The sequence below is a fragment of the Nocardia callitridis genome (assembly GCF_039543305.1).
Taxonomy (GTDB): Bacteria; Actinomycetota; Actinomycetes; order Mycobacteriales; family Mycobacteriaceae; genus Nocardia; species Nocardia callitridis.
The window spans coordinates 54,386-69,578 of record NZ_BAABJM010000009.1 but is presented as its reverse complement, the minus strand read 5'-3'; the positions used below and the strand labels follow the sequence as shown (position 1 = coordinate 69,578).

Annotated in this window: 13 protein-coding genes; 8 read left to right on the top strand and 5 right to left on the bottom strand. The window is 67.5% G+C overall.

The features are described from left to right. Positions 1–179: 179 nt before the first annotated feature. From octT to ABEA50_RS29495, 4 genes are all read left to right on the top strand, one after another. Positions 180–875: a diglucosylglycerate octanoyltransferase gene (octT, locus tag ABEA50_RS29510; RefSeq protein ID WP_345499785.1), complete on the top strand. Its 696-nt coding sequence runs from the start codon at positions 180–182 to the stop codon at positions 873–875. A 3-nt stretch (positions 876–878) separates the two neighbouring features. After that, on the top strand, positions 879–1,712 hold the full coding sequence (locus ABEA50_RS29505) for a DegV family protein (RefSeq protein ID WP_345499662.1): 834 nt from the start codon (positions 879–881) through the stop codon (positions 1,710–1,712). A 255-nt stretch (positions 1,713–1,967) separates the two neighbouring features. Then, positions 1,968–2,891: a ComEA family DNA-binding protein gene (locus ABEA50_RS29500; RefSeq protein WP_425577748.1), complete on the top strand. Its 924-nt coding sequence runs from the start codon at positions 1,968–1,970 to the stop codon at positions 2,889–2,891. Between the two features lie 205 nt (positions 2,892–3,096). Then, entirely contained in the window at positions 3,097–6,471 is a 3,375-nt protein-coding gene (locus tag ABEA50_RS29495) for a ComEC/Rec2 family competence protein (protein ID WP_345499659.1), read from the top strand. A gap of 149 nt (positions 6,472–6,620) precedes the next feature. Here the strand turns inward: ABEA50_RS29495 and ABEA50_RS29485 are convergent, their stop codons facing one another. Next, entirely contained in the window at positions 6,621–6,851 is a 231-nt protein-coding gene (locus ABEA50_RS29485) for a hypothetical protein (RefSeq protein WP_345499657.1), read from the bottom strand. Positions 6,852–7,130: 279 nt separating this feature from the next. On the opposite strand from ABEA50_RS29485, the gene holA reads away from it, so the two are divergent. After that, positions 7,131–8,102: a DNA polymerase III subunit delta gene (gene holA, locus ABEA50_RS29480; RefSeq protein WP_345499656.1), complete on the top strand. Its 972-nt coding sequence runs from the start codon at positions 7,131–7,133 to the stop codon at positions 8,100–8,102. A 429-nt stretch (positions 8,103–8,531) separates the two neighbouring features. On the opposite strand, the gene ABEA50_RS29475 is transcribed toward holA, so the two are convergent. Beyond that, positions 8,532–9,602 carry an aldo/keto reductase gene (locus ABEA50_RS29475; RefSeq protein ID WP_345499655.1) on the bottom strand — a complete coding sequence of 357 codons (1,071 nt, stop codon included), beginning with the start codon at positions 9,600–9,602 and terminating at the stop codon, positions 8,532–8,534. Positions 9,603–9,740: 138 nt separating this feature from the next. On the opposite strand from ABEA50_RS29475, the gene ABEA50_RS29470 reads away from it, so the two are divergent. Next, positions 9,741–10,592, top strand: a complete 852-nt coding sequence (locus ABEA50_RS29470) for a helix-turn-helix domain-containing protein (protein ID WP_345499653.1) — start codon at positions 9,741–9,743, stop codon at positions 10,590–10,592. A gap of 11 nt (positions 10,593–10,603) precedes the next feature. Here the strand turns inward: ABEA50_RS29470 and ABEA50_RS29465 are convergent, their stop codons facing one another. After that, complete coding sequence (locus ABEA50_RS29465) at positions 10,604–10,876, bottom strand: hypothetical protein (protein ID WP_345499651.1); 273 nt, start codon at positions 10,874–10,876, stop codon at positions 10,604–10,606. A 124-nt stretch (positions 10,877–11,000) separates the two neighbouring features. Next, positions 11,001–11,261, bottom strand: coding sequence for a 30S ribosomal protein S20 (rpsT, locus tag ABEA50_RS29460; protein WP_345499650.1), 261 nt, complete (start codon positions 11,259–11,261; stop codon positions 11,001–11,003). Positions 11,262–11,583: 322 nt separating this feature from the next. On the opposite strand from rpsT, the gene ABEA50_RS29455 reads away from it, so the two are divergent. Further along, complete coding sequence (locus ABEA50_RS29455; RefSeq protein WP_345499648.1) at positions 11,584–12,372, top strand: aquaporin; 789 nt, start codon at positions 11,584–11,586, stop codon at positions 12,370–12,372. Between the two features lie 85 nt (positions 12,373–12,457). Here ABEA50_RS29455 and ABEA50_RS29450 read toward each other — a convergent pair whose 3' ends face one another. Then, positions 12,458–13,012: a type II toxin-antitoxin system PemK/MazF family toxin gene (locus tag ABEA50_RS29450; RefSeq protein WP_345499647.1), complete on the bottom strand. Its 555-nt coding sequence runs from the start codon at positions 13,010–13,012 to the stop codon at positions 12,458–12,460. Between the two features lie 131 nt (positions 13,013–13,143). Here ABEA50_RS29450 and lepA point away from each other — a divergent pair, with 131 nt between their 5' ends. After that, positions 13,144–15,000 (top strand): translation elongation factor 4, encoded by a 1,857-nt coding sequence (lepA, locus tag ABEA50_RS29445; protein ID WP_345499646.1) that lies wholly within the window; start codon positions 13,144–13,146, stop codon positions 14,998–15,000. The last annotated feature ends 193 nt before the right edge of the window (positions 15,001–15,193 follow it).

The window sequence follows — 15,193 nt, the reverse complement described above, 5'->3', positions numbered from 1 at the left end:
CTTCCAGTACTGACAGCTCCAGCGTTGACAGTTCCGGTATCGAGACGTCGGATGACCTCGACGCTTCTGACGTCGAGGTTTCGAGCCCCGACGTGTCCACCGTCGAGATTTCGAGCGTCGAGGCGAGCTCCGGTGATGCGGCCAGCGGCTCGAACGAGACACCCGCGAGTGGACGACCCGTGCTCTTGGTGATCGCCGATTCGCTGTCGTACTTCGGTCCGAAAGGCGGTCTGCCCGCGGATCACCCGAAGATCTGGCCGAGTTTGGTCGGCGCGGAACTGGATTGGGACATCGAGCTGATCGGGCGTATCGGCTGGACCCAACGCGACGCGTACTGGGCGTTGATCGGCGACCCTCGGGTCTGGGCCGCGGTACCCAAGGCGAGCGCGGTGGTCTTCGCCGTCGGCGGCATGGATACCCTGCCCTCGCCGCTGCCGACCGCGCTGCGTGAACTCATTCGCTACGTTCGCCCACCCGGGCTGCGTCGGGTGGTACGCGGCTGCTACGGCTGGTTGCAGCCGAAACTCTCGAAACTCGGTCGCCCGGTGGCGCTTCCACCGAAGGTGAGCGTGGACTACCTGGAGCGTTCCCGTGCCGCGCTGGCCTACCTTCGGCCGGAATTGCCGGTCGTCGCCGTGCTGCCCTCGGTGCACAATTGCGAGGCATACGGTCGGGTGCATTCGGGTCGTCCCCGCGCGGTGCGCGCATTGCGCGAATGGTCGGCGCGCACCTCGGTGCCGCTGGTCGATCTCGGCGAAGCGGTCCGAGACGACGTCTTCTCCGGCGAAGCCAATCCGGACGGAATCCATTGGGGCTGGGCGGGTCATGCCGCCGTCGCCACCGCGATGGTGAAGACCTTGCAGGAGGTTCGGTAGTCCGTGGCCGTCGTGGTCGTCACCGATTCGTCCGCCAGCCTGCCTGCTGACCTCGTCGACGAGCTGGCGATCGCCGTCGTTCCGCTGCACGTGTTGGTCGGTGACCAGGCGATCCGCGAGGGAATCGACGCTGTCGACATCGACTACGGCTCGGACGCGGTCAGCACTTCGGGTGCGTCGCCGGGGGAGCTGCGCGCGGTCTACGAACAGGCGCTGACCCGCAGCGACGGCGACGGCGTTGTCGCGGTACATCTTTCGCGTCAGCTCTCGGGAACCTGGGAGGCGGGCAGGCAGGCCGTGCGGGAGATGGCCGCCGAGGATCGGGTGCACCTGGTCGACTCGCTGGGTGCGGGTTTGGCGACCGGTCTTCCGGTGCTGGCGGCGGCCCGACGAGCCAAGACCGGTGCGCCGCTGGCGGAGGTCTACGCCACCGCGGTGTCCGCGTCGCGCGAGGCGCGCACATTCATCCTGGTCAATCGCACCGAACAATTGCGAAGGGGCGGCAGGCTGTCGGCCGCCGCCAGTTTCTTCGGCAGCGAACTGGTGACGAAGCCGCTGTTGCAGATCGTCGAAGGTCGGCTGGAGCTGCGGGAAAAGGTGCGCACGCGTTCCAAGGCGTACGCCAAGCTCGTGGCCGCGGCCGTCGAATCCGCGCACGGTGCGGGTGCCACCGTCGCCGTGCAGCACCTGGGTGCCGAGGACGCGGCGAACACCGTCGCGGGCCAATTGCGGGAGAAGCTGCCCGACCTGCGGGAACTCATTGTCACGGAGTTCGGTCCCACGCTGGCCGTGCACCTCGGGGTCGGTGCGGTCGGCGTGGTCGTCATCCCCGCCTAGTCGGTGTTCGCCGCGTGTCGTCGGCGAGTTGTGCACAGTGGTTAGTTATCAACAGGTTTGACGAAGTGCCTGGTGCGAGCGGATCTTTCGGGGTCCGATCCGGTTAGCGTCGCCGACATGTCACGACAGGACGAGCGCGAACGAGTTCGGCAGCGGATGGGCGCGCTGACCGACCGGGTCGGCGCGAGCAGGACGGTGGGACTCGGCGTCGCGGGCGAGGGTGCGCGTCCGCGCGGCGACGTCGAGCACGACGGGATGTCCTCGGGGCGGTGGAATCTCACGCGGTTACCCGGCACCGCACGGAGTCAGGCTTCGGTCGACGCGGATCATGCCGCCGCCGAACCCGACGAGGCGGGGACGATCCGTACACCGAGCTGGTTGACCGAGCCCGAAGACCGGTCATGGCGGGAACGGCTGGTGCCGGAGCGCTTTCGCGGCGCCATGGTGGACCCTGGGCGTCGAGGCGTGCGCGCCATGGTGGTCGTCGGGATCGTGGCGGTGGTGGTCGCGGGTGTGGTGGCCTTCCGCGAGCGCCCGGTCGCCGCGGCGGTCGCACCGCTGCCCGCCCTCGGATCGACGACAGCGACGGCCACCCGCGCGGCCGACGATCCGCTGACCCATGGTGGCGTGCCAGTCGCTGCGCCGACTCCGCAGCCACCCACACCTACCGAATTGGTGATCAGTGTGGTCGGCTTGGTGCACCGTTCCGGCCTGGTCCGATTGCCCGACGGTGCGCGGGTCGCCGACGCCGTCGCGGCGGCGGGCGGCTCGCGCGACGGCGCGGACTTGACCGGCTTGAATCTCGCGCAACGGCTGCTCGATGGCGACCAAGTGCTGGTCGGCCCACCTGGCCCGGTTTCGGGTCCGCCCCAGCTCGGGAGCACGACGATCAGTTCCGGCGGACGCTCGGGCGCACCCGCTTCCGGTTCGGGGCAACCGGCAGGGCCGGGAAGCTCTCCCGCACAGGCGAAACCAGGTAGCGCCAACACCACGGTCGACCTCAACACGGCCACCGAAGCCGAACTCGACGCATTACCCGGAGTCGGCCCGGTCACCGCGGCGGCGATCATCGCATGGCGCACCAGCAATGGCCGCTTCACCTCCGTCGACCAACTCGCCGAGGTCGACGGCATCGGCCCGGCCAGGCTCGCCCGACTGCGCGATGTGGTGAAGGTATGACGGGGGCTTGGCGTTCGTTGTCGAGTCAGCGAGCGGTTCGGGTCGCGGGAATCTGCCCGACCGGGCTGGGTACGGCAACGCGAAGCCGCGTGCTGGCAGGCGCCCGTATCGATCGTTCGGGCGCTCATCGTGGCACGAGGTCTGGGCCACGGTCGTTGGGTGGGCAGCGCGTCTCACGGTGCCACGCACGGTCGGTGGTCGGAGCGTGAGCAGGCCGGGAAGTGCCGTACGTGGTCCTTCCGATCCGGCGGGGGAACTTGTTCGCCCCGATCGAGCGTCGTCCTCGGCGGGAGCGGAGTCGCCGCCGCTGGACGCGCGGCTGCTGCCTGCGGCGTTGTGTTGCTGGGGTGTGACGATCGTGGCGCTGGCCCTCGGTTGGGTGGCCGGACTTCTGGTGGCCGGTGCGCTGGTGGTGGCGGCGATCGGGTTGTGGGTGCTGCTGCTGTGGTCGGTCGCGCACCGCGCAGAGCGGTCACGGGCGGTCGCCGTGGTCGCCTTGGCGGCGGTGGTGCTCGGGATCGGGTTCGCACTGGCGGGTGCGTGGCGGGAGCATCGCGCGCAGACACATCCCTTGCGCGCGGCGATCGGACGCTCGCTGCACGTGGTGGCGATACCGGTCGACGACCCGAAACCGTTGCGCGGGGCGGCGTTCGGCGGTGAACAGCAATGGGTCGTGCGCGCGGACCTGCGCGAGTACCGTCTCGGCGGCGCGACCGTTCGCGCGGGCGGCGAAGTGGTGATCCTTGCGGCGGGTCAGGAGTGGGCCACGCTGTCGCCGGGACATCAACTCGACTTCCTCGCGAGAGTGAGCGCGCCGAGTCGATCCGACCTCACCATCGTGGCGCTGCGAGCCACCGGGCCACCGAAGGTGATCGGCACATTGCCGTGGTGGCAGCGCGCCGCCGGATCGATGCGGGCGAGTTTCGCGTCGGCGGCCGAGCACGCACTCTCGCCCGACCCGGCGGGGTTGCTGCCCGCGTTGGTCGTCGGCGATGTGTCACACCTGTCGGACGAGGTACGTGACGAATTCAAAACTTCCGGCCTGCAACATCTTTGCGTGGTCAGCGGAGCGAATTTCACGATCCTGCTCACCGCTGTGCTCTTCGTGGTGCGTGCGCTCACCCTGGGGCCGCGCGTCGCCGCGGCGCTCGCGGGCGCGACACTGCTGATGTTCGTCATCGTCGCGCGCCCCGACCCGAGTGTGTTGCGCGCCGCGGCGATGGGTGCGATCACCCTGCTCGCGGTGGTGACCGGTCGGCGCAAGCAGGCGCTGCCCGCATTGTGCGCGGCGGTCATCGGACTTCTCGCGCTCTGGCCCGCACTGGCGGTCTCCGCCGGGTTCGCGCTGTCGGCCGTGGCGACCGGCGGTCTCATCCTCTTGGCGCCGAGCTGGGCCGATTGGTTGCGCGCACGCGGATGGTGGCGCACACCGGCGGAAGTGGTCGCGGTCTCGGCGGGCGCCTTCGTGGTCACCACCCCGCTCATGGTCGCGCTCACCGGACAGGTGAGTCTGGTCGCGATTGTCGCGAATGTGCTTGTCGCGCCGGTGGTCGCGCCGATCACGGTGATCGGCGCCGCCGGTGCGGTGCTGTCGTGTCTGTGGCAACCGTTGGCCGAAGTGATCCTGCGGTGCGCGGCGCCACCGATGTGGTGGGTGCTGTTCGTGGCCGAACACGCGGCAGGGGTGCCGGGCGCCACGGTCGCCGTACCGGGTGGGCTCGGTGGTGGCCTGCTCGCGTGCCTGCTCGTGGTCCTCGGCATCGCGGTACTGCGGCTGCCCGCGCTGCGCCGCATCGTGCTGGCGACGGTACTGGGCGTGGTCTCGGTATTGATCCCGGTGCGCATCTGGCATCCGGGGTGGCCACCGAGCGGGTGGGCGCTGGCGGTCTGCGATGTCGGCCAAGGTGACGGACTCGCTCTGTCCCTCGGCGACGGCTCCGCCGTGGTGATCGATACCGGACAAGAACCGAAGCCGATGCGTGCGTGCCTGGATCGCCTCCACATCAAGCACATCGCGCTCCTGGTCCTCACCCACCCACACGCCGACCACATCGGCGGACTGACCGGCGCCCTGGCAGGTCGTACTGTGTCCGCGATCGGCATCGGGGCGCACGAACGGCCCGAGAATTCCGGAGCGGTCGTGAAACCTGTTGTCACACACCCGGAACCATTCGCTATTCCGGGTGGGAGCGCGGCCGTCGCTACGCTGCTCCCGGCTGCGGACATCCGCCCCGGCTGGAGCGCACGCTCTCCGACGGAACGATCGACGCCGCCGAATTCGCCGGCCGATGACGAATCAGCCCTTACCCGCGCCGAGTTCGCGCGCTACGAGATCACGGATGTCGCGTCGAACAGCATCGAGGGTGTGCGCCGGAGAAATTTCGGCAAGGGCTCACCGGCGTCGCACGGTTCGCATCGGCCTGTGCTCGCCAGCAGGTGGGAGGCACGAGTGCGCACGGATCGGATCGGTGACGACGTGCCGCCTGCGGTCGACCCGTCGGCGGCGGTCGGACCGAGAAACCCTGCGTGGGAGCAACATCGGGACGTTGTCGGGCGTTCGCTGCCGGTGTCGCGCTCGGGTGGGTCTTCCCGGGCATCGAGACGAGCGAGCGAGGGGCACAGGAGGAAAGCCGAGTTCTCGTCGGCCGCGCGGTGGCCGGGTCGATCGGCTGACCTCGTCGGCGCAGGAGCAGGGCGGCGGGCAGACCGGAACGACGACGGCGGACGCGAGGCCCGCTGGCCAACCGTGTGTTGCTCGACCTCGGCGCACCACCCGCGCACAGCATCGGTTCCCACCTCAGGATGCGCCCGATTCCGGTGGTGTCGGTCTCCGCGATCACCGGCCGACTACTCGTCGGCTGCCGGAGGCAGGCCGCAGCTGCGCGCCGTTGGGACCCAGGGGGATTCGTTGTCGGCGCGGTGGCCGATTACCACCACCGGCGGCGGACGAGTGCGTGCGGTGGACGGGGCCGGTGAAGTGGCTGGCACGGCTGTGGGCGGCCAGATGCGTACGGAACGGAGAAGCCCCGGGGAGGAGGGGTCGGCTGGGGACGGGTGGGCGCAGGTGTTCGCAGTGGCGGAGCAGGCGGGTGTTCCGCTGGTCGAGTTGTCGGCCGGGCAGGTATTGCGGTTCGGGGACGTCGGATTGAATGTGCTCGCGCCCCTCCCCGGCGGCCCACGTCCGGTACCCGGCGACGAAGGGGAAGGCGCCAATGCGCGGTCGGTGGTGATCGCGGCCGATACCGCTGCCGGGCGCGTCCTGCTCACCGGTGATATCGAAACCCCCACGCAGCGTGCGCTCTTGAACGCGGGCAGCCCACTGGCCGCCGACATCCTGAAACTCCCGCACCACGGATCCCGCAACACCGCACCGGAATTCCTCGCCGCCGTAAACCCCCGGCTGGTCGTCGTCAGTGTCGGCGCCGACAACACCTTCGGCCACCCGAACCCCGGCATCCTGACTTCCCTCACCGACCGCGGCGCGACCATCGCCCGTACCGACCGGAGCGGAGACATTCTGGTCCTCGGCACCGCCAACGACCTCCGGTTGATCACCGCGGGGCACCGCGACAATGCCTGAGCTATCCACCGCGCTCGCGACCCGCGTCGTTCGCCCACCGACATTCAGGTCGGCCCGGTCGTGCCGGGCGCGGGCGCGGGTGGCGCTCGGGTCGGCGGGTTCGACTGGGTCAGCGATCGCACCCGCACGATCTGCGCGGTCGACGATCTCTACTGCGCGACGGTCCACCGCCGACGCGGCGGCACGCCCCTTGCGCGCCGGTGACCCCTACTACCGGCTACCCCCAGCAGTCGCCGCGGCCGAAAGGACGGTGCGATCGACAACGCGGTGTCGTCGGATTCCACCAGGTACCACCGGTTGTCGACGACCGAGGGCACGACATCGGCGAGTAAGACCGGCCATGACCGCAGCCACGGATCGACGCCCGGTGCCGAGGGCATGGTCGGTGGCCGTTGCCGTCACGGCGTCTGTGGCAGGACTCCCGACGTTCTGTGGTGCGCACCCGCGTCACCCCGCGTCACCCCGCGTCACCCGTGACGCTCGTGACGCTGCGCGGAGGCGTCGGTGGCGGACCGTAGGATCACAGGGGTGAGCCAGGGCAGCGAGCGAACCAACAGCAGTGGGGGTTATCGAGTGGCGCCGTCGCACGTCGCCGGGGTCGACGGTCGGGCGGGTTCTTGGCGGGGGGCCGGGGTTTCGGCGGTGCGGGGAGCGGCGGCATGAGCGAGCGGCCCGCCGCGGTGCAATTGGTACTCGGCGACGAGGAATTGCTGGTCGAACGGGCGATCGCCGAGATCACCGCCGGTGTGCGCGCCGTCGCGCCGGACGCGGAGGGAGTACCGGTGGATCGGCTCCGTGCGGGCGACGCGAGTACCGCGGAGCTGGCGGAGCTGCTGAGTCCTTCGCTGTTCGCCGAGGATCGGGTGGTGATTCTCGAATCGGCGGCGGAGGCGGGTAAGGATGCCGTCGCGGTGATCACCGCCGCCGCGGGCGACCCGCCCGAGGGCGTGGTGCTGGTGGTGTTGCATTCCGGTGGTGGGCGCGCCAAGGCCATGGTGCCCGCGTTGCAGAAGACGGGCGCGGTGGTGCACGACTGCGCCAAGATCACCAAGAATGGTGAGCGAATGGAGTTCGTGCGCAACGAATTCCGCGCGGCGGGTGCGCGGGTATCCGGCGAGGTCGTTCAGGTCGTTGTGGAGGCCGTCGGTTCCGAGCTGCGTGAATTAGCCGCGGCGGCTTCGCAATTGGTGTCCGACACCGGCGGAAAGGTCGATGTCGCCGCGGTACGCCGTTACTACTCCGGAAAAGCGGAGGTGACCGGATTCGATGTCGCCGAGCTCGCCGTCTCGGGCGACCGCCCCGCCGCGATGGAGGCGTTGCGCTGGGCCAACGACCGCGGCGTCGCACACGTCCTGCTCGCCGACGCCCTCGCCGATTCGGTCCACACCATCGCGCGCGTGGGCTCCGCGGGCCGCGGCGACCCCTTCAAGCTCGCACAGCAACTCGGAATGCCCCCATGGAAGGTGAAGAAAGCGCAAGCCCAAGCACGCGGCTGGAATTCACGCAGCATCGGCTCCGCCCTGCAGATCGTCGCCACCCTGAACGCGGACGTCAAAGGCGGCGCCGTCGACACCTCCTACGCCCTCGAACACGCCCTCGGCCGAATCCTCGACCTCCACGCCACGCCGTAATCGTGGCTGGCTACGCCACCGCCGTAATCGTGGCTGGCTACGCCACCGCCGTAATCGTGGCTGGCCACGCCACCGCCGTAATCGCGGCCCGCCACGCCACGCCACGCCGTAACCGCGGCCCGCCACGAACCTCCGTGACGGAAACTTGCCCCACCGCACAGTGCTGGAACCCGGCTCTTCAGTAAGAACTCGTGCTCGGGCTGCACAAGACGCCGAGACCTGTGCTCGCCCGTGACCGGCTCTCAGCGGTCTCCGTGCAGCCCCGGGTCGTCTCCCACCGACGCTCAGCGGTGCGCTTCGACTTCCAGGTCGTCGTCGATCACGCTGCGCGACATCGCGCTGGCCAGAAAGACGCCGAGACCTGTGCTCGCCCGTGACCGGCTCTCAGCATGGTCTCCATGCCGCCACGGCTCGTCTCCCACCGACTTCTCAGCGGCGCGTTTCGACTTCGAGATCGTCGTAGATCACGCTGCGCGACATCGCGCTGGCCAGGAAATGGTGTGGGAAGCCGAGGTCGACGGCGCTGGCTTGCTCGAGTGTGGCCAGGTGGGTGCTGTCGAATTCGATGTCGAGTGCGCCGAGGTTGTCTTCCAACTGTCGGGCGGTGCGTGCGCCGATCAGCGTGGAGGTGACACCGGGGTCGAGCAGGGTCCAGGCGAGGGCGACCTGTGCGCGGGACTTGCCGAGATCGGCTGCCACCTGCCCGACCACGTCGGCGATCGCGAGTCCGCGTGCGGTGAGCGACCCGTTGGCGGCGGCGACGTTCTTCCGTGTGCCCTCGGCCGAACCCTCGGCCTCGTGTGCGAGATCGGCGGCCGTGTACTTGCCGGTGAGTACCCCGCTGCCCAGCGGGGACCAGGGGACGACGCCGAGGCCCATCTCCTTCGCCATCGGGATCAGTTCGCGCTCGACGGTCCGCTCGAGCAGGCTGTATTCGATCTGCAAGGCGATCAGCGGCGACCACCCGCGCAGGTCGGCGATCGCCTGCATCCGGGAGACCTGCCATGCGGGCGCATCGGAGATACCGACGTAAAGCACCTTGCCCGCCCGTACGAGATCGTCCATGCCGCGCAGGATTTCCTCGACGGGTGTGCGGAAATCCCAGGCGTGCAGGTACAGCACGTCGAGGTAGTCGGTGTTCAATCGCCGCAGGCTCGCCTCCACCGAGGCGAACATGCTCTTGCGGTGGTTACCACCGGAATTGGGGTCGCCCTTGCGGCGAAGCATGGTGTATTTCGTTGCCAGTACCAGGCTTTCGCGATTGCTCGCGGTGAATTCGCCGAGAAGTTGCTCGGCGGTGCCGTTGGTGTACTGATTGGCGGTGTCGATGAAGTTCCCGCCCCGATCGAGGTAGGTGTCGAAGATCTTGCGCGCCTCGTCTTTATCCGCGCCCCAGCCCCAGTCGGCGCCGAAGGTCATCGTCCCGAGAGACAGTGGCGACACCCGAAGTCCCGAGCGGCCGAGCAGCCGGTAGGAATCGAGGGTGTTGGCTCCGGACATGTCCAGCTCCTTAAGTCGTATCGCGGCTCGCGCCGATTGCGTTGCCGCTGAACACAAGTCTGGAGCGGTGCGCGGGACACGGTAAGGGAAAGATCTTCCTGGGAAAGCCGGTACCAGGCAGCCGTAGGATTGACGACGATGACTCCGACCGTGAACACCACCAGGGAACTGGCGGCCTTCCTGCGTGATCGCCGCCAGCGCTTGAACCCGCAGGATCTCGGGCTGCCCGCGCGCAGACAGCGGCGCACGCCGGGGCTGCGGCGCGAGGAAGTGGCGGAGTTGGCCGGGGTGAGTATCGACTACATCGTTCGGCTGGAGCAGGGGCGCGGACTGCATCCGTCCGCGGAGGTACTGACGGCGTTGTCGCGGGCTCTGCGCTTGACCGACGACGAGCGCGGCTACCTGTTCGCCCTGGCGCGGCAACGTGCGCCCAGCGTCGGGAAACCGGCGACCGCGCCGACCCCGGCGTTGGCGCAGTTGGTCGACGATCTGTCACCACGCCCGGCGATGGTGGTCAACCATCGTTTCGATGTGTTGGCGTGGAACACCGAGATGGCGACGTTGGTGATCGACTTCGCCAGCTTGCCCGAACGTCATCGCAACTCCATGTGGCTGTGCCTGTTGGAGCCGAGCATGCGGGATTTCTATGTGGAGCGCGAGCGCACGATCCGCGAGGGCATCGCGGACCTGCGTGCGGCCTGGGCCGGTCATCCCGACGACCAGGTGCTTGCCGACCTGATCGCGGAATTCACCGAGCACAGCGCCGAGTTCCAGGCGGCGTGGGCCAGGCACGATGTTCGGGTGCAGGGACGAGGTCGCAAGCAGTTGTTTCATCGCACGGTCGGCCGCGTCGTGGTGGATTACGAGGTCTTGCTGCCGCTGCGGGAACCCGATCAGCGGGTGATCATCTATCGCGCCGCGGACGAGGTCTCACAGCGGGCGCTGGACCGGCTCGTGGCCGAGCCGGAGGCAGCGGCGGTATCCGAGTGAGGTAGACGGGCTTATTCGACGGAGCTGAGCGCGCTGAGGACCAAGCTCGCGGCGGTCTCCTCGTCCTCCTCGGAGGGCTCCTCGTAGCGGCCCTCCCACTCCTCGTAGGCGGGCACTTCCTCGTCGCGGGTGACAACCCACTCCAGGGAGACGTTGCCTTCGTCGTCGATCGGGATCAATACGTTTTCGATGCGCAGACCGATGCCGAGCACCTCGGCGGCGCGGATCACGTCCGGCAGATCTTCGGCGCGGACCACGGTCTGATTGGCGTACACGGTAACCATGTGCCGAATGGTAGCTGTCTGGGCAGACACCGCAAGCGGTGGGCCGGTCAGGCCATTACCCCAAAAAGGCGCACCCGAATGGGTGCGCCTGTCGTCGACCGCGGGTGCCCCGGAGGGCAATAATTCAGATCTTGTTGAGCGCCAGGGCGAGTGCCGACTTCTTGTTGGCGGCCTGGTTGGAGTGGATGACGCCCTTCGAGGCCGCCTTGTCCAGCTTGCGGCTCACCGACTGGAGACGCTCGGTGGCCACGGCCTTGTCGCCCGACGCCGCCGCCTCGCGGAAGCTACGGATCGCGGTGCGCAGCGAGGACTTCACCGACTGGTTGCGCTGACGCGCCGCCTCGTTGGTACGGATCCGCTTCAGTTGGGACTTGATGTTGGCCACGCCTGTTTCCTCGTGTTCCTGTCGCTGAGTGGTTTCATGCCTGGAAAAGTTCTACGCATGCGACATACCCGCCGAAAACGGGTGAACGCAATGCCGAAGGTCGAGGGTACCAGCAGCCGTTCGTGCGATGAAATCGGCGGGTGTCGCGACCTGGGTGCGCGCTTCGATCACCATTTTCTCTCGCTTGTCGGTGGCGGGTGGCGAATTCGTTGTAGAGATCACCCGACTCGCGTAACGTCCCAGGTCGGACGGTTATGTCCGATTGCTCTGGTATCGCGGCTGGCACCACACACTTGTCTGGCGAATGCGGAAGGGCGGACAGATGTCTCCAACGGCTCAGGAAATCGCCGAAGCGGGTATCGAGCATCATCCGGTACCCGAGAGCAAGAAATGGGGCGCCGAGGCGCTCGGCACCTTCGTCTTGGTGATGGGTGGTGCGGGAACCGCGGTGCTGGCCGGTGACCGGGTCGGACCGCTCGGCATCGCGCTCGCGTTCGGATTCACCCTGCTTTTCCTGGTCTACGCCATCGGTCCGATCTCCGGCTGCCATGTGAATCCCGCGGTCACGATCGGACACCTGCTCCTGGGTCGGCTCTCGCCGATGAGTGCGGTGGGGTATCTGATCGCGCAGGTGATCGGCGGCCTGATCGCCGGTCTGGTCTTGTTCGCGATCGCGAAGAACCTCCCCTCCTACGACCGTTCGACCGACGGCCTCGCCGCCAACGGGTGGGGCTCGCACAGTCCTTCGGCCAAGACCGGTCCGTTGGGTGAGGTGGTCGTGGAGAACGGGTACGGGCTGGCGGCGATGATCATCATCGAGATCATGCTGACCGCGATCCTGGTGTTCGTGGTCCTGTCGTCGACCGATCAGCTCTCGGATGTGCCGCTGGCGGGTCTGGCGATCGGCCTCACCTTGGCGGTGATCCACCTGATCTCGATCCCGGTGGACAACACCTCGGTCAACCCGGCCCGCAGTATCGCGGTCGCGCCCTATCAGAGCGGCGCGATGGGGCAGTTGTGGGCGTTCATCATCTTCCCGCTCATCGGCGGCGCGCTCGGCGCGCTCGTCTACGGGCTGATCTACGGGCGCTCGCGCGACGTGAACTCCTGACCGGTACACCCGCCACAGCCGCGAGACGGCCGAGAACCGCAGGTTCTCGGCCGTCTCGCGTATGCGGGTCAGTGCCATATGCGGGTCAGTGCCAGGAGTATTCGTCGCAGAGGCGGTGGGCGACCAGGTCGAAGGTCTTGCGATCCACGATCGCGCCCTCGCGCCGGATGCCGTCCTCCGGGACATCGAGCACTCGGTCGAGCCGTACCCAGCTGGGTCGTCCTTCGTGATCCCAGCTGCCGGTGCCGATTCCCACCCAGTTCGCGTCGTCGGAGCGCGTGGCCTTCGAGGACAGCATCAAGCCGAGCAGGGTCTTCTTGTCTCGACCGACGACGAGCACCGGCCGATCTTTGCCATTGCTCGGGTCTTCTTCGAACGGCACCCAGGTCCAGACGATTTCGCCGGGGTCGGCGCGGCCGTTGAGTTGCGGCGCGTAGACGATGCGTCGCGCGCGTTCGGCGGTCGGCACCGGTGTCGAGGCCGTCGGTCGTACCGTGACGCCACTCGGTTCTTGCCGCTGGTTCAGCGTCCCCACCAGGCGCTCGATCAGTTTCGGGCCGTGCTTGCGCACGATTTTCGGCCCTTGCTCCTTGGCGATCACGCTGAGCTGTTTGCCGAGAGAATTCCAACCGCGAGCCATCTGTGCAGGATAACGATGCCTCCGTGTTCGCGCCCTGCCATGGGTGTCACGTCGGTCGGGAGGCGGGTCGACGCACCGGTGGCGTCGGGTCGCCCGAGCGCATGGGACGATGGTGCGCAGTTTGCCGACCCATGAGGAGTGGAGTGCCCGCCAGCTTCGCCGACACGACGTTTACCGATCCGGCCAGGATTCGGAACTTCAGCATCATCGCGCACATCGACCACGGCAAGTCGACGCTCGCCGATCGCATGCTGCAGTTGACCGGAGTGGTCGAGGACCGGCAGATGCGCGCGCAGTATCTGGACCGGATGGATATCGAGCGCGAGCGCGGTATCACCATCAAGGCGCAGAACGTGCGGCTGCCGTGGCAGGTCGACGACACCGACTACGTGCTGCATCTGATCGATACGCCGGGCCACGTCGACTTCACCTACGAGGTGTCGCGGGCCTTGGAGGCCTGCGAGGGCGCGGTGCTGCTGGTCGACGCCGCACAGGGCATCGAGGCGCAGACGCTGGCGAATCTCTATCTGGCGTTGGACAAAGACCTCACGATCATTCCGGTGCTCAACAAGATCGACCTGCCCGCCGCCGATCCCGATCGCTACGCCGCCGAGATCGCCCACATCATCGGCTGCGAACCCGACGACGTACTCAGGGTGTCGGGGAAGACGGGCGTCGGTGTGCCGGAGTTGCTCGACCAGGTGATCGAGCAGGTGCCGCCCCCGGTCGGTGACGCCGACAGCCCGGCCCGCGCGATGATCTTCGATTCGGTCTATGACACCTATCGCGGCGTGGTCACCTATGTGCGTGTGGTCGACGGCAAACTGTTGCCGCGCGAGAAGATCAAGATGATGTCGACCGGCGCGACCCACGAGTTGCTGGAGATCGGCATCGTCTCGCCGGAACCCAAGGCGACCAAGGGCCTCGGGGTCGGCGAGGTCGGTTATCTGATCACCGGCGTGAAGGATGTGCGTCAGTCGAAGGTCGGTGACACGGTGACCTTGGCACGCAACGGTGCCACCGAACCACTCACCGGATATCGCGAACCGCGCCCGATGGTGTACTCGGGTCTGTACCCGGTGGACGGTTCGGATTATCCGGATCTGCGTGATGCCCTGGACAAGTTGCAACTCAACGACGCCGCGCTGACCTATGAGCCGGAGACCTCGGTCGCGCTCGGCTTCGGTTTCCGCTGTGGCTTCCTCGGCCTGTTGCACATGGAGATCACCCGCGAACGGTTGCAGCGGGAGTTCGGGTTGGATCTGATCTCCACCGCACCCAATGTGGTGTACCGGGTGGAGTTGGAAGACGGCAGCGAGCAGGTGGTGACGAACCCGTCGTACTGGCCGGAAGGCAAGGTGCGCAACGTCTTCGAGCCCATCGTCAAGACCACGGTGATCGCGCCGAGCGAATTCATCGGTTCGATCATGGAGCTGTGCCAGGCACGGCGCGGTGAGCTCGGTGGCATGGATTATCTGTCCGAGACCAGGGTGGAATTGCGCTACACGCTGCCCATGGCGGAAATCATCTTCGACTTCTTCGACTCGCTGAAGTCGCGCACGCGCGGGTACGCCAGCCTCGATTACGAGGAGGCGGGCGAGCAGGTCGCGAAGCTGGTGAAGGTGGACATTCTGTTGCAGGGTGAGGCCGTGGACGCGTTCAGTGCGATCGTGCACCAGGACGCGGCGCAGGCCTACGGCAACAAGATGACCACCAAGCTGCGTGAGCTGATTCCCCGCCAGCAGTTCGAGGTGCCGATCCAGGCCGCGATCGGCTCGAAAATCATTGCGCGCGAGAATATTCGAGCTATCCGTAAGGATGTTCTCGCCAAGTGCTACGGCGGTGACATCAGCCGTAAGCGCAAGCTGTTGGAGAAGCAGAAGGAAGGCAAGAAGCGGATGAAGACCATCGGCAGGGTCGATGTTCCGCAGGAGGCGTTCGTCGCGGCGTTGTCCTCGGACGCGGCGGCGGACAAGCCCAAGAAGTAGGCCCGTGGTGGCGGCGCAAGTGTGCCAAAGGAATTAGGGCTTCCCTTGGCGATGCGCCGGTGGCAAAGTTGTGTCGCTCGGCACAGCCCCTGTGTGCTCGCCGTCGCGAAAGTGACAGCGCCGCCGCCTCGAAATATTGTGGGATTGATCTTCACTGGGTCGGGGCTGGCGAAGTGAGGATGTCCGACACCTG